This is a genomic window from Teichococcus aestuarii (genome assembly GCF_003116135.1).
Classification (GTDB): domain Bacteria; phylum Pseudomonadota; class Alphaproteobacteria; order Acetobacterales; family Acetobacteraceae; genus Pseudoroseomonas; species Pseudoroseomonas aestuarii.
Window position 1 is genome coordinate 32097 of the sequence record NZ_PDOA01000003.1, and the last position, 26630, is coordinate 58726.

Annotated in this window: 23 protein-coding genes and 1 tRNA gene; 9 read left to right on the top strand and 15 right to left on the bottom strand. The window is 68.0% G+C overall.

The window, feature by feature from the left end; all coding sequences use genetic code 11:
- Positions 1-6: 6 nt before the first annotated feature.
- From CR165_RS05595 to CR165_RS05620, 5 genes are all read left to right on the top strand, one after another.
- A complete protein-coding gene (locus tag CR165_RS05595) occupies positions 7-1050 on the top strand; it encodes a sulfate ABC transporter substrate-binding protein (protein WP_109516000.1) in 1044 nt (347 codons plus the stop codon).
- A complete protein-coding gene (gene cysT, locus CR165_RS05600) occupies positions 1047-1865 on the top strand; it encodes a sulfate ABC transporter permease subunit CysT (RefSeq protein WP_109516001.1) in 819 nt (272 codons plus the stop codon). The genes CR165_RS05595 and cysT overlap by 4 nt, the downstream gene beginning before the upstream one ends.
- Positions 1862-2689, top strand: a complete 828-nt coding sequence (gene cysW / locus CR165_RS05605) for a sulfate ABC transporter permease subunit CysW (RefSeq protein ID WP_109516002.1) — start codon at positions 1862-1864, stop codon at positions 2687-2689. Before cysT ends, cysW begins: the two co-directional genes overlap by 4 nt.
- Entirely contained in the window at positions 2686-3732 is a 1047-nt protein-coding gene (locus CR165_RS05610; RefSeq protein ID WP_109516003.1) for a sulfate/molybdate ABC transporter ATP-binding protein, read from the top strand. The genes cysW and CR165_RS05610 overlap by 4 nt, the downstream gene beginning before the upstream one ends.
- A gap of 470 nt (positions 3733-4202) precedes the next feature.
- Positions 4203-4574 (top strand): cupin domain-containing protein, encoded by a 372-nt coding sequence (locus tag CR165_RS05620; RefSeq protein ID WP_109516005.1) that lies wholly within the window; start codon positions 4203-4205, stop codon positions 4572-4574.
- A gap of 291 nt (positions 4575-4865) precedes the next feature.
- Here CR165_RS05620 and CR165_RS05625 read toward each other — a convergent pair whose 3' ends face one another.
- The 3 genes from CR165_RS05625 to CR165_RS05635 are packed head-to-tail and all read right to left on the bottom strand — an operon-like array spanning position 4866 to position 7140.
- Positions 4866-5966: a DUF3618 domain-containing protein gene (locus tag CR165_RS05625; protein WP_109516006.1), complete on the bottom strand. Its 1101-nt coding sequence runs from the start codon at positions 5964-5966 to the stop codon at positions 4866-4868.
- Positions 5963-6355, bottom strand: coding sequence for a phage holin family protein (locus CR165_RS05630; protein WP_109516007.1), 393 nt, complete (start codon positions 6353-6355; stop codon positions 5963-5965). The genes CR165_RS05625 and CR165_RS05630 overlap by 4 nt, the downstream gene beginning before the upstream one ends.
- Positions 6355-7140 carry a hypothetical protein gene (locus tag CR165_RS05635; RefSeq protein ID WP_146201831.1) on the bottom strand — a complete coding sequence of 262 codons (786 nt, stop codon included), beginning with the start codon at positions 7138-7140 and terminating at the stop codon, positions 6355-6357. The genes CR165_RS05630 and CR165_RS05635 overlap by 1 nt, the downstream gene beginning before the upstream one ends.
- Positions 7141-7721: 581 nt before the next feature.
- Between CR165_RS05635 and CR165_RS24395 the strand changes: the two genes are divergently transcribed.
- A complete protein-coding gene (locus CR165_RS24395; protein ID WP_146201832.1) occupies positions 7722-8357 on the top strand; it encodes a hypothetical protein in 636 nt (211 codons plus the stop codon).
- Between the two features lie 48 nt (positions 8358-8405).
- On the top strand, positions 8406-9779 hold the full coding sequence (locus tag CR165_RS05640) for a tyrosine-type recombinase/integrase (RefSeq protein WP_245906221.1): 1374 nt from the start codon (positions 8406-8408) through the stop codon (positions 9777-9779).
- Positions 9780-9853: 74 nt separating this feature from the next.
- On the opposite strand, the gene CR165_RS05645 is transcribed toward CR165_RS05640, so the two are convergent.
- The 10 genes from CR165_RS05645 to CR165_RS25960 form a co-directional block, all read right to left on the bottom strand.
- Positions 9854-10789, bottom strand: a complete 936-nt coding sequence (locus CR165_RS05645; RefSeq protein ID WP_109516386.1) for a DUF2971 domain-containing protein — start codon at positions 10787-10789, stop codon at positions 9854-9856.
- An 82-nt stretch (positions 10790-10871) separates the two neighbouring features.
- Positions 10872-11456 carry a recombinase family protein gene (locus CR165_RS05650; RefSeq protein ID WP_245906223.1) on the bottom strand — a complete coding sequence of 195 codons (585 nt, stop codon included), beginning with the start codon at positions 11454-11456 and terminating at the stop codon, positions 10872-10874.
- 1140 nt (positions 11457-12596) lie between these two features.
- Positions 12597-13430, bottom strand: coding sequence for a hypothetical protein (locus CR165_RS05655; RefSeq protein WP_146201834.1), 834 nt, complete (start codon positions 13428-13430; stop codon positions 12597-12599).
- Between the two features lie 23 nt (positions 13431-13453).
- Positions 13454-13972 (bottom strand): hypothetical protein, encoded by a 519-nt coding sequence (locus tag CR165_RS24400; RefSeq protein WP_146201835.1) that lies wholly within the window; start codon positions 13970-13972, stop codon positions 13454-13456.
- 361 nt (positions 13973-14333) lie between these two features.
- Positions 14334-14409, bottom strand: a tRNA-Glu gene (locus CR165_RS05660).
- 127 nt (positions 14410-14536) lie between these two features.
- Positions 14537-16318 (bottom strand): single-stranded-DNA-specific exonuclease RecJ, encoded by a 1782-nt coding sequence (gene recJ / locus CR165_RS05665; protein ID WP_109516012.1) that lies wholly within the window; start codon positions 16316-16318, stop codon positions 14537-14539.
- A 25-nt stretch (positions 16319-16343) separates the two neighbouring features.
- Positions 16344-17327: a class II fructose-bisphosphatase gene (gene glpX / locus CR165_RS05670; protein WP_109516013.1), complete on the bottom strand. Its 984-nt coding sequence runs from the start codon at positions 17325-17327 to the stop codon at positions 16344-16346.
- A gap of 53 nt (positions 17328-17380) precedes the next feature.
- A complete protein-coding gene (locus CR165_RS05675; RefSeq protein ID WP_109516014.1) occupies positions 17381-18673 on the bottom strand; it encodes a homoserine dehydrogenase in 1293 nt (430 codons plus the stop codon).
- Positions 18670-19905 carry an LL-diaminopimelate aminotransferase gene (locus tag CR165_RS05680; protein WP_109516015.1) on the bottom strand — a complete coding sequence of 412 codons (1236 nt, stop codon included), beginning with the start codon at positions 19903-19905 and terminating at the stop codon, positions 18670-18672. Before CR165_RS05680 ends, CR165_RS05675 begins: the two co-directional genes overlap by 4 nt.
- A 102-nt stretch (positions 19906-20007) precedes the next feature.
- Positions 20008-20505 carry a hypothetical protein gene (locus CR165_RS25960; protein ID WP_109516016.1) on the bottom strand — a complete coding sequence of 166 codons (498 nt, stop codon included), beginning with the start codon at positions 20503-20505 and terminating at the stop codon, positions 20008-20010.
- Positions 20506-20765: 260 nt separating this feature from the next.
- Between CR165_RS25960 and CR165_RS05690 the strand changes: the two genes are divergently transcribed.
- Positions 20766-22586 carry a PHA/PHB synthase family protein gene (locus CR165_RS05690; RefSeq protein WP_109516017.1) on the top strand — a complete coding sequence of 607 codons (1821 nt, stop codon included), beginning with the start codon at positions 20766-20768 and terminating at the stop codon, positions 22584-22586.
- Between the two features lie 58 nt (positions 22587-22644).
- Here the strand turns inward: CR165_RS05690 and CR165_RS05695 are convergent, their stop codons facing one another.
- Positions 22645-23844, bottom strand: coding sequence for a M20 aminoacylase family protein (locus CR165_RS05695; protein WP_109516018.1), 1200 nt, complete (start codon positions 23842-23844; stop codon positions 22645-22647).
- 118 nt (positions 23845-23962) lie between these two features.
- The gene (locus tag CR165_RS05700; protein ID WP_109516019.1) at positions 23963-25285 is read right to left on the bottom strand and encodes a DEAD/DEAH box helicase; all 1323 of its coding nucleotides are present in this window, start codon (positions 25283-25285) and stop codon (positions 23963-23965) included.
- A 360-nt stretch (positions 25286-25645) separates the two neighbouring features.
- Between CR165_RS05700 and CR165_RS05705 the strand changes: the two genes are divergently transcribed.
- Positions 25646-26629 carry a tripartite tricarboxylate transporter substrate binding protein gene (locus CR165_RS05705; protein WP_109516020.1) on the top strand — a complete coding sequence of 328 codons (984 nt, stop codon included), beginning with the start codon at positions 25646-25648 and terminating at the stop codon, positions 26627-26629.
- The last annotated feature ends 1 nt before the right edge of the window (position 26630 follow it).

Here is a 26630-nt window from a genome sequence, read left to right on the forward strand (position 1 = left end):
GTCCCGATGACCCTGCCTGCTCTGCCTCGCCGCCTGCTGCTGGGCACAGCCCTGGGGGCCTCCCTGGGAGCCTCCCTGGGGGCCGCCGCGCCGCACGCCGCGCGGGCGCAGGGCGCCGCCCAACTCCTCAACGTCTCCTACGACCCGACGCGGGAATTCTACCGCGCCTTCAACGCCGCCTTCGCCGGGCAGTGGAAGGCAAGGACCGGCCAGACGGTGCGCGCCAATGCCTCGCATGGCGGCTCCGGCCGGCAGGCGCGCGCGGTGATCGACGGGCTGCAGGCCGATGTCGTCACCCTCGCCCTGGCCTATGACATCGACGCCATCGCCGAGCGCGGGCTGATCGCGCCGGACTGGCAGAAGCGCCTGCCGTACAACAGCGCGCCCTACACCAGCACCATCGTCTTCCTGGTGCGCAAGGGCAACCCGAAGGCCCTGCGCGACTGGGGCGACCTGGCGAGGCCGGGCGTCTCCGTCATCACCCCCAACCCCAAGACCTCGGGCGGGGCGCGCTGGAACTACCTGGCCGGCTGGGCCTGGGCGCTGCGCCAGCCGGGCGGCGAGCGCGCGGCGCAGGACTACCTCGCCACCCTGTTCCGCAACGTGCCGGTGCTGGACACCGGCGCGCGCGGCTCCACCACCAGCTTCGTCCAGCGCGGCCAGGGCGACGTGCTGCTGGCGTGGGAGAACGAGGCGTATCTCGCCCTGGCCGAGTTCGGCACCGACAAGTTCGACATCGTCCACCCTTCCCTCTCCATCCTGGCCGAGCCGCCCGTGGCGGTGGTGGACCGCAACGTGGACCGGCGCGGCACGCGCGCCCTGGCCGAGGCCTATCTCCAGGCGCTCTACGCGCCGGAAGGCCAGGCGCTGGCCGCGCGGCACCACTACCGCCCGCGCGACGAGGCGGCGCTCGCCGCCGCCGGAGACCGCTTCCCCAGGCTCGAGCTGGTGACCATCGACGACCCGGCCCTCGGCGGCTGGAGACGGGCCCAGGCCACCCATTTCAACGATGGCGGCCTGTTCGACCGCATCTATCAGCCCGGGCAATGACGCCGCGGCGCCGCGATCCGCTGCCGGGCTTCGGCCTCAGCCTCGGCGTCACCCTGCTCTGGCTGCTCGGCCTCGTCCTGATCCCGCTGCTGGCGCTGCTGCTGCGGCCGCTGGAGCTGGGGCCGGCGGGCTTCTGGCATTCGGTGACGGAGCCGCGCGTGCTGGCCGCGCTGCGGCTGTCCTTCCTGGGTGCCCTGGCGGCGGCGGCGGCCACGGTGCCGCCCGGCCTGCTGGTGGCCTGGGTGCTGGTGCGCTACCGCTTCCCCGGCCGGCGCCTGCTGGACGGCATGGTGGACCTGCCCTTCGCCCTGCCCACCGCCGTGGCCGGCCTCGCCCTCACCGCCCTCTACGCGCCGAATGGCTGGCTGGGCGCGCCGCTGGCCGCGCTGGGGCTGAAGGTGGCCTACACGCCGCTCGGCGTGGTGCTGGCCATGGCCTTCGTCGGCCTGCCCTTCATCGTCCGCACCGTCGAGCCGGTGCTGCGCGACCTGCCGCGCGAGGCGGAGGAAGCCGCGGCGACGCTCGGCGCCAGCCGGGCGCAGACGCTGTGGCGCGTGGTGCTGCCGGCGCTGGCGCCCGCCCTGCTGGCCGGCTTCGCCATGGCGGCGGCGCGCGCCATCGGCGAGTATGGCAGCGTCATCTTCATCGCGGGCAACATGCCGATGGTGAGCGAGATCGCGCCGCTGCTGATCGTGGTGCGGCTGGAGCAGTTCGACTACGCGGGCGCCGCGGCCGTGGGGGTGGCGATGCTGGCGCTGTCCTTCCTGCTCCTGCTGGCGCTGAACCTGGTGCAGCGCCTCTGGCGCCGCGCATGACGCCCTCCACCACCGAGCCGCGCGGCCTGCGCTGGCTGCTCATCCTGCTCGCCGCGCTGCTGCTCGGGGTGTTCCTGCTGCTGCCGCTGGCGGCGGTGTTCACCGAGGCGCTGCGCCGGGGCTGGCCCCCCATGTGGCAGGCGCTCTCCGACCCCGACGCGCTGGCGGCCATCCGCCTCACCCTGCTGGTGGCCGCCATCGCCGTGCCGGTGAACACGCTGGGCGGGCTGGCGGGCGCCTGGTGCATCGCGCGCTACCGCTTCCCCGGCCGCGCCCTGCTGCTGGCGCTGATCGAGCTGCCCTTCTCCGTCTCGCCGGTGGTGTCCGGCCTGGTCTGGGTGCTGCTGTTCGGCGCGCATGGCTGGTTCGGCCCCTGGCTGGAGGCGCGCGGCCTGCAGATCATCTTCGCCGTGCCGGGGCTGGTGCTGGCCACGCTCTTCGTCACCTTCCCCTTCGTGGCGCGCACGCTGGTGCCGCTGATGCAGGAGCAGGGGCGCGAGGCGGAGGAGGCCGCCGCCACCCTCGGCGCCTCCGGCTGGCAGAGCTTCCGGCGCGTGACGCTCCCCGGCATACGCTGGGCGCTGCTCTCCGGCGTGCTGCTCTGCAACGCCCGGGCCATGGGCGAGTTCGGCGCCGTCTCCGTCGTCTCCGGCCATATCCGCGGGGAGACCAACACCATGCCGCTGCATGTCGAGATCCTCTACAACGAGTACCAGTTCGTCGGCGCCTTCGCGGTGGCAGCGCTGCTGGCGCTGCTGGCCCTCGTCACCCTCGGCGCCAAGGCGCTGGTGGAGCGCGGCACGGCGCGGGGCGCGGCCGCATGAGCGTGGCGGTGCGCGGCCTCACCCGCCGCTTCGGCCCCACCGCGGCGCTGCGCGACATCGCGCTGGAGACCCGGCCCGGCGAGTTCGTGGCGCTGCTCGGCCCTTCCGGCTCGGGCAAGACGACGCTGCTGCGCATCCTCGCCGGCCTCGACTTCGCCGACAGCGGCACGGTGGAGATCGAGGGGCAGGACATGTCCGCCGTGCCGGCGCGGGCGCGGCGGCTGGGCTTCGTGTTCCAGAACTACGCGCTGTTCCGGCACATGAGCGTGTTCGAGAACGTGGCCTTCGGGCTGCGCGTGCGGCCGCGCGCCGCCCGCCCGGGCGAGGCCGAGATCGGCCGCCGCGTGCGCGCGCTGCTGGAGCGGATGCAGATCGGCGCGCTGGAGCGGCGGATGCCGGAGCAGATCTCGGGCGGGCAGCGGCAGCGCGTGGCGCTGGCGCGGGCGCTGGCCATCGAGCCGCGCCTGCTGCTGCTGGACGAGCCCTTCGGCGCGCTGGACGCCGAGGTGCGCAAGGGCCTGCGCCGCTGGCTGCGCGACCTGCACACCGAGATGGGCCTGACCAGCCTCTTCGTCACCCATGACCAGGAGGAGGCGCTGGAGCTGGCCGACCGCGTGGCGGTGATGGAGGCCGGCCGGCTGGTGCAGATCGACACGCCGGAGCGGCTGGTGGAGGCGCCGGCCACCGCCTTCGTCGCTGGCTTCCTGGGCCACGCGGCGCGGCTGCCGGGGCGGCTGGCAGAGGGGGCGCTGCATTTCGGGGGCGTGCCGCTGCCCCCTCTGCCGCGCGCCGCCCTGCGCGCCGCCCCGGCGCAGGACGGGCCGGTCCTGGCCTTCATCCGCGCGCATGAATGGGCGGTGGCGCCGGCGCCGGAGGGGGAGGCCAACGCCACCCTGCGCAGCCAGCGCCCCGCTGGCGGCCATGCCCATGTGGAGTTGGACCTTGCGGGCCATGTCATCGAGGCGGAGGCGCCGCTTGGCCTGCTGCGCGTGGGGCAGCCCTGCCGCCTGGTGCCGCAAACCGCCCGCGCCTTCGCCGCCTGAGTCGCCTGCCTGAACTGGCTTTCCGGGCGCAGCGCGTCAGGGTGGCAGCAGCACGCGCAGCGGCCCGGGCGCGTCCGGCACCTTCACCGGCAGGGCGCCGGCCGGATCGCCATCCATCTGCGCCAGGGCGGAGGCGCCCTCGAGCCGCATAGCCCCGGGTGCGCCGGATCTGCACGCTTGCCATCCGCGGCAGCAGGTTGAACGGCAGCGCCGCGCCGTAGAGCGCCGCCGCCAGCGGTCCGGAGCGGCGGAACAGCACCACATGGAAGCCTTCCTCGCCGGGCAGGGCATCCGGATGCCGGGCACGGAGCCGCCGGAGGCCGGCCCGGCGAGACGCGCGCTTGCGGCGGCGGAGATCAGGACGGACAATCCACCGCGCGCACACCCGCCCCGGGACGGCGCCCATGTCAAGAACCGCTTCCGGCATGCCCGCGGCATGCACGGGCTGAGCATTGGAGGGAAAAGGCGCCATGAGCCAAGCCGATGAATTCCACAATCTCGATTCAGGAACAGGCGGCATCCTGCGCGAACTGGCGCCCGGCCTGACCACGCGGATCTTCGCGGGGGAGCAGGCCATGCTCTCCGTGGTGACAATCGCGCCGAATGCGGAAGGCAAGGTGCATTCCCACCCGGAGGAGCAATGGGGCGTGCTGCTGGAAGGCAGCGCCGTGCGCATCCAGGGCGGGGAGGAAATCCACGTCGGGAAAGGCGATTTCTGGCGCACGCCCGGCGGGGTTCCGCACACCATGCGGGCCGGGCCGGAGGGCGCGCGGGTGCTCGACATCTTCAGCCCGCCGCGGCCGGAATACCGCGTCGCAGGCTCCGGGTTCGGCACGGGCTGACAAGCAGCCTCGGCGCATGAGGGCGCCAGAGGCGGAACTTCATCAGCTTGGCTGGCCACCCCTGCCCGGAAGGCCGTCCACCACCCTGCCGGTGACGCTCCTGCCGGTGACGCTCCTTCCGGTGACGCTCCTTCCGGTGACGCCCCAGCTCGTGACGCCCGGGCCCGCCTTCTCCCAGCGGACAGCAACCACGCGGGGGAGATAGACCCGCATGATGGTGTCCGCCGGCCGGCATACTGCCGGCCGGCGGATGGCTAGGAAGGCATCAGGCTTCGGCGCCTGAGCGCTGCCTCACCTCTGCCCCAGAGTGGTGGAGGTGCTGGCATCCTTGTGCGCCGTACCGCTGCTGCTGCTACCCGCGACGCCGGTGCCGCTGCCAGTTCCAGGGCCAGTGCCGGTACCAGCGCCGGTGCCGGTGCCGGTGCCGCGCACCGCCTGCTCCACCGCACCACCGGTGGCCGATACCGTGCCGCCACCCTGCTCCTTCAGCTTCTCCTTGCCATGCTCATAGGTCTCGGCGAGTGCCTGGCCGATGCCCTGCGCCTGGGTGGTGACCGCATCCTTCGCCTGCTCGTACTGCGTCTCCGCCGTCTCGCGGAGCTGGCGGGCGGTGGCCTCGCTGGCCTCACCCATCAGCCGGTCCTCGGTTTCCGTGCGAGGCAGCAGGGCACCCAGCGCGGCGCCGACTGCCAGGCCCAGCGCGCCGATCAGCAGAGGCTGCTCGGTGGTGATGCGGTTCCAGTTTTCGCCGGCCTGCCGGCCGAGATGACCGGTGCCCTCCGCCAGGCGGTTGTAGTGATGCGAGGCGGCATCGCGCGCATCATGCTGGTACATCCGGGCCCTGTCTCCCGCGCTTCCGGCCGTGCTGGAGACACGGTCCGTCATATCGGAAGCCGTCTGGCCGATGGAGGCGGCGGCGTCCTTGACGCTCTCCTTCGCGCCCGCCACGGCGTCGCCCAGCCGGCTGCCCAGGCCCGGTGCGCTCGGGCCGGAGGACGTGCCATGGCTGGAAGCCGAGGTGGTGGTGACCGTGGGCGCCGGCAGCGCAGGCTGGCGCGGCGGAGACAGATCGCGCGGCGGCGGCATGTAGTGGCTGCTGCGCGGCGCACCGCCATCCCGCCCCGACATGATCAGCCAGCCGATCCCGGCGCCGATCATCAGGACCGGCAAGGGATTGTCGCGAACCGCCTGGCCAAGATTGCGCGCAAACTGCGCGCCGCCGGCGTTCCGCGCATAATCCAGCGCCTGCTCGACAAGCTGACCTGGCGCCATGCTGCCGCGCAGGGCCTCGATGGTCTCGTTCACCCGCGCGCGGGTGCGCTCGACATCGCTCTCGATCTCGGCGGCCGACTGGCCACGGGGATCGGTGGTCTGGTCGTTGGTGTGGCTCATCGCACGGCCTCCTTGGCGAGGGTAGCATCCTGCGACACCTGATGGGCGGCGCGCTGCGGGATCAGCTGCGTTGCCCGCAGGCGATTGACGCCAGTGCGGAGCAGCACGAAGCCGACCACTGCGGCCAGGACGCCGACGATCAGGCTGGAGAGCGCCGTGGACAGCCCCAGCGTGACCAGCCAGGCCGCCAGGGCCTGCAGCAGGATCACCAGGCCCGCCATCAGCAGGGCGGCGGCGACAGCGATGCTGCCGACCCCGCGCCCCACCTGCCCGACCGCCTCGTTCATCTCGGCCCGCACCAGCTGGACCTCTTTGAGGACCAGGGTCGAGGATTGCTGGACCAGGTCGCCGAGCAGATCGGGGACGGTCCGGTTGCCTTCGTTTGCCATCAGGATGTCACCTCATCACCACGCGGCATGCTGCCGGGCTGGCCGGTACCGGGGCGATGCGCCGCGGCGCCACCCAGCGTGGCGGCGGGCATCGTCACCGGCTTGGAAGGGGCGCCGGGCGCAGCCGGGTTGCTGACCCATCCGGGAGCCGGGCCGGCCGCACCTGCGGTGCCGGTGCCGGTGCTGCCCGTGCCTGTCCCATACCCCGTGCGGCCCGCGCCCATGGCGGGTTCAGCGCCCATGCCGGCAGAATGGCTGGACCGCTGCGCGCCGCCCGTCCGCGCTCCACCCGACATGCCCTCCGACAGGCCCACACGCGCGAAACGGGTGATGGCGAAACCCGCCAGCACCGCCGCACCGAAGAAGGCCGTCGGCTGGCGGCGGGCGAAGCCGTTGACCTGCTCCACCAGCTCACCCACGCTGCGCTCGCGCAGGCTTGAGGAAATGCCTTCGACGGATTCCGCCGCAGCGCGCACATGACGCGCGATCTCGGGCGAGCTGTCCTCGAGGTCGTCGGCTACGCGGCGCACGGCATGGGCCAGCCCTTCGGCCCGCTCGGCACCAGCGGCCTTGCCCTGCTCGGCCAGGCTCTCGGCCCGCTCGGTCGCGGCTTCGGTGATGTCGCGCTTCTTCTGTTTCGCCTCTTCCGCCAGGCTGGCGGCGGCGTCCTTGGCATCCTGCCGGATATCCGGCATCGCCTCACGCGTCTTTCCCTCCTGCTCCGTCGGCTTCGCGCCGAACGGAGTTGTGGAGGGAGATGGCGTCTGCGGAGAATGTCCGCTCATGCTCTGGCCCTTTTCTACTCGTCATCCTGATCAGAACCCGAGGGCGGGCGATCGACAAAGGACGCAGTTGCCGAGAGCCCCGAAGGTTCCCGACAGTTTTTGCCTTAGGACAGATGACGCGCCGGACAGGCCGCCGAAGCCCCGCGCCGCCCGATCGGGAAGGGGGATGAAGGGAGATACGCCCGATGAGGGTGCCGGGAGCGGCAGCAGGCGGCGTCTCCCGCATGGCAGGAAGTTCTACCGCCAGTGGCGCCGCATTGAGGGCGTGCTCGGCGGACTCTGAGGGCTGGCGCCGCCTCGCCATGCGCCATGGCCCCTACGCGTGCATCTTTCCGTCCACCATCTGCCTCGTGGACATCAGCCCGTTGTTATCGAGAGATTTTTCCGCGAGAGCGCAGGCCGCGCTCCATGGTCATGTGATTGCCTGCAAGGCGTACCCGAACGATGGATCTGATGAAGCCTGGGCGCTGGTTGCACCTTCTGACTCTTCTGCCGCAAGACGCAGGGCGGCGTGATCGCAGTCGGCGCGAGGTGTTCCATGGCCTGCGCTATGTTGTGAAGAGCGGTGTACCGGGCGCTGGATGCCGAATGGCCTTCCGGAGTGGACAACCCTTGTCGACCAGCAGGCGCAGCGCTGGTTGGCGGCAGGCTGCTTCGAGGCGGTGGCCAAGGATCTGCGCATCGTGCCGTGCCTGGCCACCGGAGGGCAGGCCCTGCCTTGCCCTGCCCTTCTGGACAACAGGACGTTGCGCTCCATGCCGGAAAGCGAAACCCGCTCCGGATATGAAGGTGCCAAGCGGAAGGCGCGTTCCAAGCTGCACCCGACAGCCGGCACGCCGGATCACCTGCCGGCGCTGCACGCCACACGCCCAAGCAGGCCGCCCGGCTCGCCGCAGATCCAGAACAGCCTTCAAAATATGCCGCATGGAATTCCCAAGCGTCGTTTCTGGGAGGAACTGCAGATCTCAAGTCTGAAGGACAGTCTAGGAGGCGCTTTGAACAGCTGTTCAGGCAGGCAAGCTCGAGGGCAGGAAGCAGAAATTCTCTGCCTTTATTGCCTTGGCCTTGATCATTTACAGCGCCTACTGTGTCAGCACCATCCAAGCAGCTTCCAGACCAGCGGCCCTCAGAAGAGCCGACATGCGGAATTTAATGGCTGTCTGGAAGTGATGGCGTCCCCAACGGGAGGGGATAAGAACCCTGCCCTAACACTCTAAATCAATGGATTTCCTGCGCTATCTCCGATATAGAGGTGGGTAATTTTGGTGGGTAATGCCGTGTCCGGTAAGTCAGCCATCATCCGTAAGCAGGCACCGAGGAACATCGAAGTCCGCAATGGGCTTTGGTATGCCAGCCTGGACATTCCTAAGCCCCTACGGTCCCAGTTTGATGGGAAACGCCGATTTATAAAGTCGCTCAGGACTGCCAGCGAGCGAGAGGCCTTGAAGCGTGCCCCTCTGCTCATCGCATCGTGGCAAGCCATGATCGACAGGGCACGTGGTGGAGATAAGGTAATTGCTCGTGCCGCCTTTTATCGGCAGCATCTTGCTCAGGCCTCTTCAGCGGAGGGCCGGGAGATCATCCTCAGCCTGCTAGAAGACGAGGCTGAAGCGCTTGCTCCAAGCAACCCCAATGATCCTGAGGAAGCTGCTGAGGCACACCCCGAAGCTCTGCGGCTCTACCAGCTTGCTACAGGCCAATTGACGGAGATGGCGCCCCTGGTGGGCCTGTGGCTGGCCGACCGACAAGTGAGAGATAAGACGAAGATTATGGACCGGCAGGCAGTAGGGCTTTTACTCCAGCGGCATAAGACTGTGCAGGAATTAACCAAACGGGCTGCCTCGCAGTTCGTAAGCGATGTTCTGGCGCCGAGCCGTGATCCAGCCACCATCAACAGGATGCTTACTTCGATCAGGCAGTTCTGGGGGTGGTTGGAGACCCATGGCTATCGCGAAGCCGGGATAGATATCTGGGCCGGTCTGAACCGTTCTGTGGCCCGTCACGATGAGCAGGATCAGAACGGCGATGGACGTAGGCCCTTCACTGAGGCCGAAGCGGCTAAGTTCCTGCGGATCGTTGCACAAGTATCAGGCGAGTTGCCGTTGGACTTGGATATTGTGAGCTTGTTAGCAACCTCTACCTTGAGGCTATCGGAGGCTTGCTCTCTTCGCTGCCAGGACATTGTGATTCAGAATGGCACAGCTTGGGTATCCGTGGCCGGTGGAAAGACCAAAGCGGCTAAGAGACGGTTTCCGGTAGTTGAGTCCAGTGTGGTTGAAATGCTGGGACGGCGAAGTGAGGCGTCCACCGATGGCTTCATCTTCTATGAGTTGCCTGATTTTACGGAATCCAATGGCCGCAAAGGCAAGCGATCTAGCGCAGTCTCACAGCGACTTGGACGATATCTAGACAAGCATCTGGTGTCTGATGAGACTCTCGTAGCTGGGCATAGCTGGCGGCACAGAGCACGCACACTTCTTGAGCATGGAGGCATTGACCCTTGGGTCGCAGACGCTCTTATGGGACATCGGCGCCCTGGTGAGGGTTTAGGTCGATACAGTCGGGGCCCCAGCGATCAACAACTGCTTCATGCAGCCTCGACACTAAGGCTCCCTATCGACATATTAAATATAAAATAAGTTTTATTCTCTTCAATCAAAATGCCTTTGTGGCATATTGTGGCTATAATAGACACTATAGTCTCAAGCTTAGGCTAACGCCTGAGTGGTATCTCAGAGATAACAACTTTCTCTTTAGGCTCTTTAAATCCGATTTTGCTAAGTTCCGACACAAAGGCATCAAAGATTGCTACGGGATATCGGCACGGACCAATGATAATATGATCCAAATCATTTAAAACATCTAAAGTAAATTTGTAAATAATCTGAGGCACGCCATTAATAGCTTTCACATCACTATTGACTTCCATGTTTTCTTTAAATCCTGGATTTACAATAAGTCTAATTTCTTTTTCTTCGATAAAACCAGGGTGTTTTGTGCTTAGTACTGTAAATCTAAATCTATTTAGAAGTGCGTTTGCTACTTCACTGCCATTTAAATGACCAAGATACTGTAAATTTTCCTCAAATTTCTTGGCCATAACCTTGAAGCTATAGGTGAACTCCAAGGGGGTCTGATAAAATACTGGAGCTACGTTAACATCAGGCGCATCGCTTCTTGGTTCTTTTTCTTGCGGAAACAGAAATGATGGCTTGAAAACGAGCGCGACACTATTTTCGCCGCCATAAGCTCGCCACATGGATAACCGCCCTAGATTGCTCTCATGGCTTCCATGCTCTGAGAAACATGCAATGTGAGTTTTTGAGCGAAAGGCAAGGTGATCATCCAAGTGAATTTTTTTTATTGATGCGCTTAAACCTGGGACTCCTTGATCTAGGAGTTCCCAAAACCTTTTACCGGCATCGCTCTGCCACGCAGCTTCTAAGCATTTCTCCCCATGTTGGATTTCTGAATAATCATTCATGACATACGCATTTCTCATCCATATCTCTTTGTATCGAAGAATGTTTATGGCTACTTCTGCTGATGTATAATGAGATACATTCTTATTTGAGAGATATTTTTCTTTCTCTATTGCTGGCCCATGCACGGCAGTTTTGAGCCATTTTTTCGCGCTTTCTTTGACCATGATTTAGGTTTAGCTTTCTGTTCCTGAATCAGTCAGATCACACTAAAGGCTGATGTAGCCTGAGCGTGAGCGACGTGAATGATCAAGACGGCTCCGTTTCTTTTTTGCGTTTGTGATCTGCATGGAATGCTCGGTAGACACTAGCCCGTCCGATTTTCAGAAGCTTGGCAATTTCAGCTGCCCCTACTCCCTCGCTATTCAACTTCCGAATTTGGTCAGCCTTCGCCCTAGCAGTCGGCTTCCGGCCCTTGTAGGCCCCTTCCGCCTTCGCCTTGGCGATGCCCTCCCGCTGCCGTTCCAGCATCAGAGCCCGTTCAAACTCAGCCACAGCCCCCAGCATGGTCAGCATCAGGCGGCCTGTAGGCGTGCTGGTGTCCACCGCTTGTCCACCCATCGAGAGGACCAGCAGGGCCACGCCCTTGGCCTCTAGGCGGCCCACAATGGCCAGCAGATCGGCGGTGGAGCGGGCCAGCCGGTCAGGCTTGGTGACAACCAGCATATCACCCTCACGGACGTACTCTAGGGCCGCCTCAAGCCTCTCCCGCTTGGCCACCGATGATACCCGCTCGCAGAACAGCTTGGTGCAGCCAGCAGCCCTCAGGTCCCGTTCCTGGGCCTCTAGACCGGCTTCCTGCTCAACCGTGCTGGTTCTGGCATAGCCCACCAGATGGCCCTTCGCAGACGGTGCCCCGACTTCGGGAGTTGGCTTGGTGGTGGTCCGCTTCACCCTGCTAGCCATGTCCTATGTCCCAAATGACCTTTAGACATAGTGAGGCGTACCGTTCCAAAAGTCAATTTGGACATGTGTGAGACACATTCCAGGGCTTCTGGCCTGACTCACATGGGCAAGCTCTTGTGGGACACCAGCCCAGTCACGCGATTATCCCTAGGCCGAAAAAACTACTGGGTTGCTTTTTCCTGTTTTCGTATCAATTCGATTGGGATATGAACCGGAGCAAAGATCAACAATTGGGGGGGCATGGCATGCGACAGACTTATCTGGTTTCCCTGGGGTGCGTAGCTATCAGCATAGCCTCCATCTTCTGGCTGGCTCACACGGCCCTCTGTTGTCACACAACCCTCTACTGAAGGCCGCTGCCACAGGCTGCTCCCGCCGCTTTGCTGGCACGGAAAGCGCTGCTGGGAATGATCTTTGTGCGCTTTCGAACACTCTCTGCGGAACCAGAAGGGACCATCACGGTTAGGTCGAACGTGCATACTATCGGCACACCCAGGAACGGCATGTCAGTAGCAGCGGCGTCAGGGATATCGGTCCCTCTCTGGCGCCGTTGTTCTGTTCCAAGGCTACCATGAAGCCCTGCTGTGTGATGACCAGCCGCCCTTGAATCATCTACCGGGCTTGTGTGGTTATCCAGGCTTCTCTTTCACAAGAGCCGGATAGTGCCCGTGGTCGCCAGAAAAGCAGCATGTTCGATATAGCAACGATAGGGTTCCCATAACAGGCCCCCGTCGGGGTCCCTATAACCCCGTCTTCGCGAAATGCCGGGCAGTTTTATTATGGCTTATTGGCCCATTCGCGCCGAGCCTCATCTCATTGGCCTTGTTGTCAGCCTCAAGGACTCCTCGTAGCCCCCGGTACCCATACCACCTCAAGCTGCCGAAGGGGGGCGTCAAAACGAGTTGCGGGTAACGCCTCAGGAGGCCAGGGCAGGCAGATATTCCTGGCGTCCAAACAAGCCCCGCCAGGGCGTTTCTGGAGGCCGCTGGCCTTTCCTATCAAGCGGAAGCTCTGCAAGGCCTCTAGTGGGCTTCCTACAGCCTCACAGAGCCATCTGATACTGCCCCATCAGACTCTCTCCTTCGGCTCCACATCAAGCCGTGGCTGGATCTTGGCAAAGTAGCCGAAGGAACCCTTGAAGGCTTCCTTGGCCTCTTCAGCGGCAGATGCGGGAACAATCAGGCCGTCATGAGTCGGCAGCGCCAGGATGCCACGGTTACGAAGCACTTCCATGGCGCCTGTCAGGGCCTTTGCTTCGATACCCTGGAGGACCAGTGAAGGGAGAGAGTGCGCCCCCTTTGAATGAGCCGCCCTGACGTCCGCAGGCACAATCTCATCTAGCTTGGTTAGGAAAGGGTAAGCCTCCACCATCTTGGCGCAGATCAGGCCGGCATCGTGTAACCGGTGCTTCTCCGGGGTCTCATCGGACCACTTCGGCTTGGCCTTGCCTCTTCCGAGGGTGATGGTGAGCCACGCCTTCACAGCTCCCCGAGGAACGCCGGGAACCATGCTGTAGAGGTCACCATCAGGCAGGGGAAACCCGAACAGGCCATGGAGGATGGAAAGGTGGGAAGCCGACACATCCACTTCCGCCACGGCCTCACCACTGATCCGCAGCTTCAGCCGCTCCCTCTCCGGCATGTGGAGATAGACCGTGGTTTGGTCGGCACCAGCGGCGTACCAGCGGCCATGAAGCTGCCAGCCTCCGGTAAAGATGCGGTAGAAGCGTGGAGGGGTGCAGCCTTCGACCGTAAAGCCCGCAGCGAAGGCGTTATGAGCCTCAACACCTTCCCGGATGCGGATGAACTCAGGATCATCGACCGGAATAGGTAGCTCCTGGCCTTTGACTTTCTTCGCACCGTCGTAGCTGGACAGGCCACGCAGTTCCACCAGTTGCTTCACCACTGGCGGCTTGCTGGACGGCTCTAACCTGAAGGCATCTGGAACCTGAAGGCATCTGGCACATGGCCAGGGGTGACGCCATGCTCACACGCCAAAGCCAACAGCTTCTCCGTGGGCCACATACGAGAAGCACGGCCTGACCAGGGCCCACTATCAAAACCCGAAGCATTGAACCTGATGCCGGGCGCATGGCTCACATAGCCCAACGCAATCATGCCTTCCTGGGCGGCCTTGAACAGCCGATAACCCACAGGAAGCTCCGTGAAGCCTTCCGCTTTAGCCGAATGCCACACACAGGCGGGCTGTTCTGCACTCCACCTTTTCAGCAGGCTGCCGGTGATGGTGCCTACAGCCCTATGCTGATCCCCCAGCTTCTTCCTGGGCTGCCTCTTGCGGCCTGCTGCACCGTATTCCGCGACCTGACCCGCGATGGCCTCCACTAGCCCTTCAGCGGCTGCTGAGGCTGGCACCAGGGAGAAGGAAAGCGGCTTGGCTGCATCGAGGAAGGTGGACGCAATCTCGGCTGGCAACGGGGCATACAAGGCAGACACTTCAAAGTCCTACAGCATCCTTAATGTTTCTAGATACCTCTCAGGGTCCCTGTGGGTCAATCTCAGGGTTAGAGTGTTAGTGGATCAACCATTCTCACTAATCTAAGGGTGTCTGTGAGTCTCTGAAGATCACCCAATCCGGACAAAGGCTCTATCCGGCCCTACAGCAGAATCCACATCTGCGCGAGTTTGCCCCAGCGCTGCCTGAAAGGCTGCCTTGAGCAGTTCAGCCCCCTTCATAACACAACGCCAGCGGAGCAGTTTTTCTGGTGGGTAAAGTAGGTGGGTAATTCCACATCGCTCATCTCAGAAAATCTACCAAAAACAGTGGATTAGTGGATCTGAGAGAGAATGGCGTCCCCAACGGGATTCGAACCCGTGTTACCAACGTGAAAGGCTGGTGTCCTAGGCCTCTAGACGATGGGGACCTACGCCAAGCAAGCCGTCCGGCCAGGAAACATGGCCCGCGGCAGCGGCGGCTTACTACCGCAGACGGAACCGGACGTCCAGCCCTCGCCAGGCAGGAAAACGCCGTGGCGAAGGTGGGCATCACGGCTATGCCGCGGCGGCATCCTGCACATGCAGGCCGACCGAAACATTGCCGTTCCAGCTCTCGGCCCGCAGCGTGCCGCACAGATGCACAGGCGCTCCGCGGCTGTTCAGCAGGAGATCCGCCAGCGGCCCCTCCTTGGCGCGGAAGCACACCGCCTTGAGCCGCCCTCCCCCCTCGCCCTCGACAAAGGCGCGGATGGTGTTGCCTTCCTTGCCCACGCGGTCGGCGCGCACGATGCGGGTGCGTGGGAAGACGAAGACCGGCTCCTCGTTGCCGGCGCCGAAGGGGCCGAGGCGCGCCACCTGCTCGACCAGCGCGACGGTCGCGGCGGGCACCAGCAGGGTGCCGTCCACCACCAGGTCGGCGCTGGTCGGCAGGGTGGCGGCGTGGGCGAGCTGCGTGTCGAGGAAAGCGTGGAAGGCCTCCCGCTGCTCCATCCGGAAGGAGAAGCCGGCCGCCATGGCATGGCCGCCGCCCGTCTCCAGCAGGCCGCCCTGCCGCGCCGCGATCACCGCCGCGCCGAGATCGACCCCCGGCACGGAGCGGCCGGACCCCTTGGCCAGCCCCGCCGCCACGCCGGCCACGCAGACGGGGCGGTTGAACTTCTCCTTCACCCGGCCGGCGACGATGCCCACCACGCCGGGGTGCCACCCCTCGCCGCAGACCAGCAGCGCCGGGTGGCCGGCCTCCGCCTGCTCCTCGGCCTGGGCGAAGGCGGCGGCCAGCACCTCGCTCTCCACCTCCTGCCGGCGGCGGTTGACGGCATCCAGCCGCTCGGCCATGGCGCGCGCCTCGATCGGATCGTCGCAGGCCAGCAGGCGCAGGCCGAGATCCGGCTCGCCGATGCGCCCCGAGGCGTTGATTCGCGGCCCGAGCAGGAAGCCCAGCGTGTAGGCGGAGGGCGCCTCTCGCGCCTGCGCCACCTCCAGCAGGGCGGCGATGCCAGGCCGCTCGCCGCGCCCCATCACCTTGAGGCCCTGCGTCACCAGGGCGCGGTTGAGGCCGGTGAGCGGCATCACGTCGCACACCGTGGCCAGCGCCACGAGGTCGAGCAGGCCGAGCAGGTTGGGCTCCGGCCGGCTGGCGAAGAAGCCGGCGCGGCGCAGCGTGCGCAGCGTGGCGATGGCGGCCATGAAGGCCACCGAGGCGGCGCAGAGATGCCGCAGGCCGGAGGTGCAGTCGAGCCGGTTGGGGTTCACCGCGGCGGCCACCACCGGCACCGGGCCCTCGGATTTGTGGTGGTCCAGCACCACCACGTCGGCGCGGCCCTGCGCGGCCTCCAGCGCCGCATGGGCGGCGATGCCGCAATCGACGCAGACGATCAGCGTCGCGCCCTCGGCGCAGAGGGCGGCGATGGCGGCGGGGTTGGGGCCGTAGCCCTCCTTGAGGCGGTCCGGCACATAGGCGCGCACCGGGCAGCCGAGACCGCGCAGGAAGCGCAGCATCAGCGCGCCGGAGCAGGCGCCATCCACATCGTAGTCGCCGAAGACGGCGACGGACTCCCCCGCCTGCACCGCCTGGGCCAGGCGCCCGGCGGCGCGGTCCATGTCGAGCAGCACGGAGGGGTCGGGCAGCAGGGCGCGGAGCGTCGGCTCCAGGAACACCGCCGCCTGCTCGATGCCGATGCCGCGCGCCGCCAGCAGCTGCCCCACCAGCTCCGGCAGGCCGAGGCGCTGGGCGATGGCGAGGCCGATGCGGGAATCGCCCTGCCGCCAGATCCAGCGCCGCCCCTGGGCGGAGTGGGAGACGCCGAGGACCGGCGCGGCGCCCACCGCGGCGCCCATGCCGGTCCCGGACAGGGCCAGCCCGTCAGTCAACAAAGGCGCTCGGCTTGAGGGAGAAATTGTGGTGCGCCTCGATGTAGCGGACCGTGCCGGTCTTGCTGCGCATGATGATGGAGTGGGTGTAGGCCGAGGTCGGGCCGCGGCGGACGCCCTTGAGCAGCGGGCCGCCGGTGACGCCGGTGGCGGCGAACATCACGTCGCCCTGCGCCATGTCCTCGGCGGTGAGCTTCTTCTGCGGGTCGGTGATGCCCATCTCGCGCGCGCGGGCGATCTGGCTGTCATCCTCGTAGAGCAGCCGGCCCTGCATCTGGCCGCCAATGCAGCGCAGCGCGGCGGCCGCCAGCACGCCCTCCGGCGCGCCGCCGGAGCCGAGATAGAGGTCCACGCCCGTTTCCGGCTGGGAGACGGCGATGAGGCCGGCCACGTCGCCATCCGGGATCAGCATGATGCGCGCGCCCACCTCGCGGCAGGCGCGGATGATCTCCTTGTGCCGGTCGCGGCCGAGGATGCAGACGACGAGGTCGTTGATCTCGGCCTTCTTGGCGCGGGCCAGCTCGCGCAGGTTCTCGGCCGGGCTGGCGTCGAGGTCGACGATGCCGGCCGGCAGGCCGGGGCCCACCGCGATCTTGTCCATGTAGATGTCGGGCGCGTGCAGGAAACCGCCATCCTCAGCCACGGCCAGGGTGGCGATGGAGTTCGGCCCGCCGGTGGCGCAGATGTTGGTGCCCTCCAGCGGATCGACGGCGATGTCGACCTTGGGGCCGCCGAGGCCGATCTTCTCGCCGATGTAGAGCATCGGCGCCTCGTCCATCTCGCCCTCGCCGATCACCACGGTGCCGCTGATGGCGATGGTGTCGAAGGCCTTGCGCATGGCGTCCACCGCCGCGCCGTCGGCGGCGTTCTTGTCGCCACGGCCGATCCAGCGGCTGGCGGCCAGCGCCGCCGCCTCGGTGACGCGCACCAGTTCGAGGGCGAGATTGCGGTCAACGGGGGTGGTGTCGCGGCGCATGGTGGCTCCTGTCTGTCCCGGTGCGGGGTTTGCAACCGCCCCGCCAACGCGTGTCAAAGGGATTCGATGCGGATCAGCGCCGGCGGCTCCAGCACCGCCTCCAGCGCGCCGATGCGCGCCAGCGCGGCGCGCATCGCGGATTCGCGGCAATCATGGGTGGTCAGCACCACCGGCACCGCCTCGCCCGGCGCGCGGCCGCGCTGGATCATCGATTCCAGGCTGATGCCGTTGTCGCGCAGCGTGGCGGTGACGTCGGCGATGACGCCGGGCCGGTCCAGCACCATCAGGCGGAGATAGTAGGCGCCGTGGTGCCGTTCCATGGGCAGAGCGGGCGCGCCATCCAGCGCGCCGGGCGCGGCGCCCCAGACCGGGGTGTGGCGGCCGCGGGCGATGTCGATGAGGTCCGCCGCCACGGCGCTGGCGGTGGGGCCGGCGCCGGCGCCGCGCCCTTCCAGCACCACGCGGCCGACGAAGTCGCCCTCCGCCACCACGGCGTTGAACACGCCGTCCACGCGGGCGATGGGGTGGGCCGCCGGCACCATGCAGGGGTGCACGCGGGTGGCGATGCCGCCCTCCTCCCGCTGCGCGATGCCGAGCAGCTTGATGCGGTAGCCCAGCTCGTCCGCCAGGCGGATGTCGAGCGCGGAGACGGCGCGGATGCCCTCCACATGCACGTCGGCGAAGGAGACGGGGCGGCCGAAGGCCAGCGCCGCCAGGATGGCCAGCTTGTGCGCTGCGTCGATGCCGTCGATGTCGAAGGAGGGGTCGGCCTCGGCGTAGCCGAGCTTCTGCGCCTCCGCCAGCACGTCGGCGAATTCGCGCTTCTGCTCGCGCATGTTGGTGAGGATGTAGTTGCAGGTGCCGTTCAGGATGCCGGTGACGCGGCGGATCTGGTTGCCCGCCAGCCCCTCGCGCAGCGCCTTGATGGCGGGGATGCCGCCCGCCACCGCCGCCTCGTAGGCGAGGGTGGCGCCGCTGGCCTCGGCCATGCCCGCCAGCGCGGTGCCGTGCAGGGCGAGCAGCGCCTTGTTCGCCGTCACCACCGGCTTGCCGGCGGCGAGCGCCGCCTCCACCAGGGCGCGGGCCGGGCCGTCGCTGCCGCCGATCAGCTCCACCACCACGTCGGCCTGGGCGTCGGCGGCCATCGCCACCGGGTCCTCGTACCAGCGCAGCCCGTCGAGCGAGACGCCGCGGTCGCGGTTGCGGTCGCGCGCCGAGACGGCGGTGACGACGACGGGGCGGCCGGCGCGGGCGGCGATGATCTCGGCGTTGTCGCGCAGCAGGGCGAGCAGCCCGGCGCCGACCGTGCCCAGGCCGGCGACCGCGACGGAAAGCGGACGGGTCATTCTTTCACCAGTTCAGCAGCAGGAGCGGCGGCGGGCTCCGTGACGGGCCCGCCATTGTCGGTGGCCAGGAAGGCGCGGATGCCGCGCAGCGCCTGGCGGATGCGGTGGGTGTTCTCCACCATGGCGATGCGCACATGGCTGTCGCCATGCTCGCCGAAGCCGAGGCCGGGGGCCACCGCCACCTTGGCGCGCGCCAGCAGCAGCTTGCTGAACTCGACCGAGCCGAGGTGCTTGTAGCGGTCCGGGATCGGCGCCCAGACGAACATGCCGGCCTCCGGCACCGGCACGTCCCAGCCGGCCTGCTTGAGGCCCTTCACCAGCACGTCGCGCCGCTCGCGGTAGAGCCTGCGCATGTCGTCGATGCAGTCCTGCGGGCCGTTAAGCGCGGCGGTGGAGGCCACCTGGATCGGCGTGAAGGCGCCGTAGTCGAGATAGGACTTCACCCGCGTCAGCGCCGCGATCAGGCGCGGATTGCCGGCGGCGAAGCCCATGCGCCAGCCGGCCATGTTGTAGGTCTTGGACATGGAGGTGAACTCCACCGCCACATCCTTGGCGCCCGGCACCTCGAGGATCGAGGGCGGCACCTTGTCGCCATAGTACAGCTCGGCATAGGCGAGGTCGGACAGCACGAAGATCTCGTGCCGCTTCGCGAAGGCCACGATCTCCTTGTAGAAGTCGAGCCCCGCCATCAGCCCCGTCGGGTTGGAGGGGAAGTTGACGATCAGCGCGGTGGGCTTCGGCACGGAGTGGCGCACCGCGCGGTCCAGCGCCTGGAGCATCTCGTCATCCGGCGTGTGCGGGATGGAGCGCACCGAGGCGCCGGCGATGATGAAGCCGAACTGGTGGATCGGATAGGAGGGGTTCGGCACCAGGATGGTGTCGCCCGGCGAGGAGATTGCGGCGGCGAGGTTGGCCAGCCCCTCCTTCGAGCCGAGGGTGGCCACCACCTCCGTCTCCGGGTCCAGCTTCACGTTGAAGCGGCGGGCATAGTAGCCGGCCAGCGCCCGGCGCAGGCCGGGGATGCCGCGGCTGGCCGAGTAGCCATGCGTGTCCGGGTTCTGCACCGCCTCGACCAGCTTGGCCACGATGTGCGGCGGCGTCGGGCTGTCCGGGTTGCCCATGCCGAGATCCACGATGTCCTCGGCCGCGGCGCGCGCGCTAGCCTTGGCCTGGTTCACCTCGGCGAACACATAGGGCGGCAGGCGGCGGATGCGGTGGAATTCCTCGGTCATGGCCTTGGGGGTCCGTGCGACTGGAGCGGGCAGAGAGACAGGTGAATCGGGGGCGCGACCATAGAACGGATTGCCCCCCCGCGGAAACGGCCGCGCGGCGGGCTACAGCCGCGGCGGCGGCGGGGCGGCCATGTCGCCGGCGGGCGGCGCGGGCGCCAGGAATTCCGCCGGCGGCGGGGCGGGGGGCGCGCCGGGATCGGCGGGCAGGGCCGGCGCCGAGTCCGGCAGGCCCGGCGCGGCGGCGGGGGCTTCGCGCCGCAGCGGCGGGGCGGCGGCCAGGCGGGGCGGCCCGGGCGGCGCCAGCGGCACCTGGCCCGCGCTCTCGGCGCCCGCCGGCGGCGGCGGCACGGGCTGGCCCGGCACCACGGGCTGGCGGGACTGGCTGCGCGCATCGGCCAGCGCGTCGCGCAGCGCCTCGCGCTCGGAGGCGGCGCCGCGCGGCGGGGCGGGCGGCACGGAAGCCAGGTTGGGGTAGGCCCCTTCCGTTCCGGGCGGCAGGGGCCGGCCCTCCAGCGGCGGGCCGAAGGCGTTCTTCCAGAATTCCCGCGGCCCTTCCGTCGGGGAGCCCACGCAACCCGCGAGCGAGAGCGCGAGCAGCACAATGCCGCAGGCCGCTTGATGCCCCCTCGCGCCAGCCCTACCTTGCAGACGGCCTCGGTCGCTGCGCTGGTCCATGCTCCGCCTCTTCTCGCCCATTCCCTGGGCATTAGCCCGAAAGGCGGGGTCGGCGGAAGGCCGCGCGGAACCGTGCAGCCAAGCCCGGGTTCCCCGTGTGGCGAAACGAAGGCTTCAGGGTCCGCGTGCCACAAGGCGGGCTCGCGAAATCGCAGGAAGCAGGCGCCAAAGGCGCGGAGGGACGCATGGCCAAGGACGACACCCCCCCGGACCCGGGCGCATTCCGCCTGCCGGACCCCGCCCTCGTCTCCCGCACCATGGCCGATGTGGCGGAGCGCGGGCAGCGCATCGTGGCCGACTTCCTGCGCCGCCAGGCGGGCGAGGCGCCGGGCGGCGGGGCGGACGGGCCGGACCCGATGCATATCGGCACCGCCTTCATGGAGATGACCGCCCGGCTGATGACCAACCCGGCGCGGCTGATGCAGGCGCAGCTCGGCTTCTGGCAGGACTACATGACGCTGTGGCAGAACACCGCGCGCCGCATGTGGGGCGGCGAGGTGAGCCCCGTCATCGCCGAGGACCCGAAGGACCGCCGCTTCAAGGACGAGGCGTGGCGGGACAACGAGGTGTTCGACTTCATCAAGCAGTCCTACCTGCTCTCTGCGCGCTACTTCACCAACGTGGCGCACGCGGCCGACGACCTCGACCCCAAGACGGCGCAGAAGGTGGATTTCTACACCCGCCAGTTCGTCGACGCGATGAGCCCGTCCAACTTCCTGATGACCAACCCGGAGGTGCTGCGCCGCACCGCCGAGACGGGCGGCGAGAACCTGCTGCGCGGCCTGCAGAACCTGCTCTCCGATCTCGAGCGCGGCAAGGGCAAGCTGCGCATCCGCATGACGGACGAGACCAAGTTCAAGATCGGCGAGAACATCGCCGTCTCGCCCGGCAAGGTCGTCTACCAGAACGAGCTGATGCAGCTCATCCAGTACAGCCCGACGACCGAGACGGTGCTGAAGCGGCCGCTGCTGATCCTGCCGCCCTGGATCAACAAGTTCTACATCCTCGACCTGCGGCCGAAGAACAGCTTCGTTCGCTGGGCGGTGAGCCAGGGGCACACGGTGTTCGTCGTCTCCTGGGTCAATCCGGACGAGCGGCTGGCGGAGAAATCCTTCGAGGATTACATGCTCGAAGGCCCTTACGCGGCGCTGGACGCGATCGAGAAGGCCACGGGCGAGAAGGCCGTCAACGCCATCGGCTACTGCCTCGGCGGCACGCTGCTGGCCTCGACGCTGGCGCACATGGCGGAGAAGCGGGACACCCGCATCAAGTCCGCCACCTTCTTCACCACCATGGTCGATTTCGCCGAGGCGGGGGAACTCTCCGTCTTTATCGACGAGGAGCAGTTGCAGTCGCTCGAGGAGCGGATGCAGAAGCGCGGCTACCTCGAAGGCCGCGAGATGGCCACCACCTTCAACATGCTGCGCGCCAACGACCTGATCTGGTCCTTCGTCGTGCAGAACTACCTGATGGGGCAGGAACCCTTCCCCTTCGACCTGCTCTACTGGAACGACGACAGCACCCGCATGCCGGCGGCGATGCACAGCTTCTACCTGCGCCGCATGTACCAGCAGAACGACCTGGCCAAGCCGGGCGGCATCACCCTGGCCGGCGTGCCGCTCGACCTGCGCAAGGTCAAGCTGCCCACCTATATCCTTTCCACGCGCGAGGACCACATCGCGCCCTGGAAGAGCACCTATAAGGCGACGCAGATCTATGGCGGGCCGGTGCGCTTCGTGCTGGCCGCCTCAGGGCACATCGCCGGCGTCGCCAACCCGCCGGAATCCGGCAAGTACAGCCACTGGGTGGCCGACAGCCTGCCAGCCGAGCCGGATGACTGGTTCGGCGCCGCCACCGAGTTCGCCGGCTCCTGGTGGCCGGACTGGCACCGCTGGGTGAGCGGGCTGGACAAGGCGCAGGTGCCGGCGCGCATCCCGGGCGAAGGCGGGCTGCCCGCGATCGAGGATGCGCCGGGGAGCTATGTGAAGGTCATCGGGACCGATTGAGGGACAGGGAAAGGCTGGGGGAAGGAATTCCCCCAGACCCCCATCTTCTTTCTGCCAGTCAGGCGGGAGTCAGTTCCTGTTCGACCAGGGACGACCAGAAGGCGATGCCGGTCGGCAGGATGTCGTCGTTGAAGTTGTAGCGCGGGTGGTGCGTCGAGAAGTTCGGCCTGGCCGGGTCCATCTGGCCCAGGCGGATGAAGCAGCCGGGCACGGTGCGTGCCATGTAGGAGAAATCCTCGCCCCCCATGGTCGGCGGCGCCTCGCGCACCAGCATCCCCTCCCCCGCCAGCTTCGCCGCCGCCAGCTGCGCGCGCTCCACGGGGGCGTCGCTGTTCACCACGGGCGGATAGCCGCGCTCATAGTCGATCTCGACGCGGGCGCCATGCGCCTGGGCGGTGGCGGTGGCAACCTCGGTCAGCAGGCGCTGCATCTCGTCGCGCGTCTCGGGGCGCAGCGTCCGCACCGTGCCCTCGATCACCACCTCCTCGGGGATGACGTTGCAGGCGCTGCCGCCATGGATGCTGCACAGCGAGAGCACGGCGGAATCCAGCGGGTCCACCCGGCGGCTCACCACGCTCTGCAGCGCCACCACGATGTGCGAGGCCACCAGCACCGGGTCCAGCGCCTGGTGCGGCCGCGCGGCATGGCCGCCCAGGCCGCGCACCGTCAGCTTCACCGTGTCGGCCGCCGCGTTGGTGGTGCCGCGGGTGATGACGAACTGCCCCTTCGGCACGTTGGAGCCGTTGTGGATGCCGTACACCGCGTCGCAGGGGAAGCGGGTGAACAGCCCCTCCTCCACCATCACCCGGCCGCCGCCGCCCTTCTCCTCGGCCGGCTGGAAGATGAAGTGCACCGTGCCCTCGAAATCCCGCGTCTCGGAGAGGTAGCGCGCGGCGCCGAGCAGCATGGCGGTGTGGCCGTCATGGCCGCAGGCATGCATCACGTTCGGCACGGTGGATTTGTAGGGCAGGTCCTCGGTCATCTCCTGCATCGGCAGCGCGTCCATGTCGGCGCGCAGGCCGATGGCGCGGCCGGCATTGGCGCCCTGCTGGCCGCGGCTGCCGCGCAGCGTGCCGACCAGCCCCGTGCCCGCGATGCCGCGCGTCACCGCGATGCCCCAGCTCTCCAGCTTCGCCGCGACGAAGTCGCTGGTCCGGTGCTCCTCGAAGGAAAGCTCCGGGTTGGCGTGCAGGTGGCGGCGCCATTGCGTCGCCTCGGCGGCGATGGCGGCGAGGCGGGGGTCGGTCTCTTGCGGCATGGGTTCGGCTCCGGCGGTTGCGAACCGCGCCAGCCTTGCCCCGTCCCGCCCGCATGGCAACACGGCGCGGGACAAAAAAAGGGCCGGAGGGGGTGCCTCCGGCCCGGTCGTCAACGCCTCAGCGCGAGGAGTTGCGGAAGTCGCTGTCGCGCCAGTTGCGGTCCTTGCGGGCGCCGGCGGCACCCGGCGGCATGCCGCGGCCACCGCGCGGGGCGGCGCCCTGCGGCCGGCCGCTCGCGCCCTGCGGGCGCGGGCCACGGCCGCGCGGCGGCTGCTTCTTCGGCTGCGCCGCCTCGGCCTCGGCGCGCGCCGCCGGGCTGCGGCGGTCCTCGGCCGGGATCTTCATGGCGATCAGCTTCTCCACCGCCTTCAGCTTCACCACCTCGTCCGGCGCGCAGAAGGCGATCGCCTCGCCGCTGGCGCCGGCGCGCGCGGTGCGGCCGATGCGGTGCACATAGGCCTCCGGCGTGTCCGGCAGGTCGAACTGGAAGACATGCGTCACGCCATCGACGTCGATGCCGCGGCTGGCGATGTCGGTGGCCACCAGGATCGGCGCGCGGCCGTTGCGGAACTCGGCCAGCGCCCGCTCGCGCTGGCCCTGGCTGCGGTCGCCATGGATGGCGTGGGCGTTAATGCCCTCGGCCACCAGGTGCTTGGCCACGCGGTCGGCGCCGTGCTTGGTGCGCGCGAAGACCAGCGCGCGGCCGATGGCGGAATCACGCAGCATCTCGGCCAGCAGCACGCGCTTCTGGCTGGCGTCGATATGGATCAGCCGCTGCTCAACCCGCTCGGCCGTGGAGGCCACGGGGGTGACGGAGACGCGCGCCGGGTCCTTCAGCAGCTCGTTGGCGATCTTGGCGATCTCCTCCGGCATGGTGGCGCTGAAGAACAGCGTCTGCCGGTTCTTGGACATCAGCCCGGTGAGCTTGCGGATGGCGGGCCAGAAGCCGCGGTCGAGCATCTGGTCGGCCTCGTCCAGCACCAGCACCTCGACGCCCTGCAGGCGGGCGGCGCCGGTCTGCACGTGGTCGAGCAGGCGGCCCGGCGTCGCCACCAGGATGTCCACGCCGCGCGAGAGCGCCTGCACCTGCGGCCGCGCGCCCACGCCGCCGAAGATGACCGTGGAGGACAGGCCCATGAAGCGGCCATAGGCGCGGATGTTGTCATGGATCTGCGAGGCCAGCTCGCGCGTCGGCGACAGGATCAGCACGCGGCAGCCGCCGCGCGGGGCCGGCGCCTTGCGGTCGGCCAGGTGGTGCAGGATCGGCAGCGCGAAGGCGGCGGTCTTGCCGGTGCCGGTCTGGGCGATGCCCAGCAGGTCGCGGCCCTCGAGCACCAGCGGGATGGCCTGCGCCTGGATCGGGGTGGGGGTGGTGTAGCCTTCCTGGGCCAGGGCGCGCAGCAGCGGTTCGGCCAGGCCGAGGGACGTGAAATCGGTCATCAACATATCCAAGATTCGGCGCACGCCATGACGGCCGCACCGGTTGCGGGTCAGGACGCCCCGCGTGGATGGGTCGTACCGAAGGGAGAAGGTCCGGGGGGTTTGTCCCGGGGCCCTGGCATGGCCGCCGCCGACGAAGGGCGGGCGGTCCGTTCACGCAGCCAGGGCGCGGCCGGCACTTCCCCATGGAGGCCGGCGTCGCTCATATGCGCGCGCCGGGGCCTTGACGCAAGTGCGAAGACGCGGACGCGGGGCAGCCATGGCCAGGGCGGCCGCCATGGTCTAGCCTGCCGGCAATAGCCCCCCTCCCGGGGGCCGGGGCCGCAGAACGCCCCGGGGAACGAGTCCGAGGACGACACCATGCCCACCCGCCGGGGCCTCCTGGCCTGCCTTCTTCCCGTGCCGGCCCTGCCGTTGCTGGCCCGCCCTGCCCTGGCCCAGGCCGCCTGGCCCTCCGCCCGGCCGATCGAGATCATCGTTCCCTACCCGCCGGCCGGCGGCATCGACATCATGGCGCGGCTGGCGGCCAAGCACCTGCCGAACCATCTCCCCGGCGCGCGCTTCGTCGTCACCAACCGCGTCGGCGCGGGCGGGCAGACCGGCAACGAGGCGATCTTCGCGGCGCGCCCCGATGGCCACACGCTGGGCGCCATCGCCAGCCTCTCCCTCAGCTCCATCCCGCTGGAACGGCCGGTGCGCTGGAAGATGGAGGAGTTCACCTACGTCGCGCAGCTGGTGGAGGATCCCGGCGCCCTCTGGGTGCGCGCCGATTCCCCGCTGCGCGGCCTGGGCGACCTGAAGGCCGCCGCCGCCAAGGCGCGGGAGGCCGTCTCGGTCGGCTCCGCCGCCGGCATCGGCTCGGACGACCACCAGCTGCTGCTCGCCTTCGAGGAGGTGGCGCAGGTCCGCGCCCTGCACGCGCCCTACAACGGCACCGCCCCCGTCATCCGCGACCTGCTGGGCGGGCAGCTCGACGTCGCCTCCTACAATCTCAGCGAGGGCATCTCCCTGTTGCAGGAGGGGCGAACACGCTGCCTCGGCGCCGCCGCGCCGGAGCGCTGGTCCGCCATGCCGGAGGTGCCCACCTTCCGGGAGCAGGGCTTCGATGTCGTCGGCGGCTCGGCGCGCGGCTTCGTGGCGCCGCCCGGCCTGCCGGAGGAGATCGCCGCGCCGCTCGCGACCGCCTTCCGCGCCACCCTGGCCGACCCGGCCTTCGTCGAGGAGGCGGCGAAGCTGAACCTGCCGATGCGCCCCCTCGTCGGCGCCGAATACCGCGCCGCCGCCCTGCGCGAGGCGGAGGGCGTGAAGGACCTCTTCCGCCGCCGCCCCTGGGGCAACGGGTGAC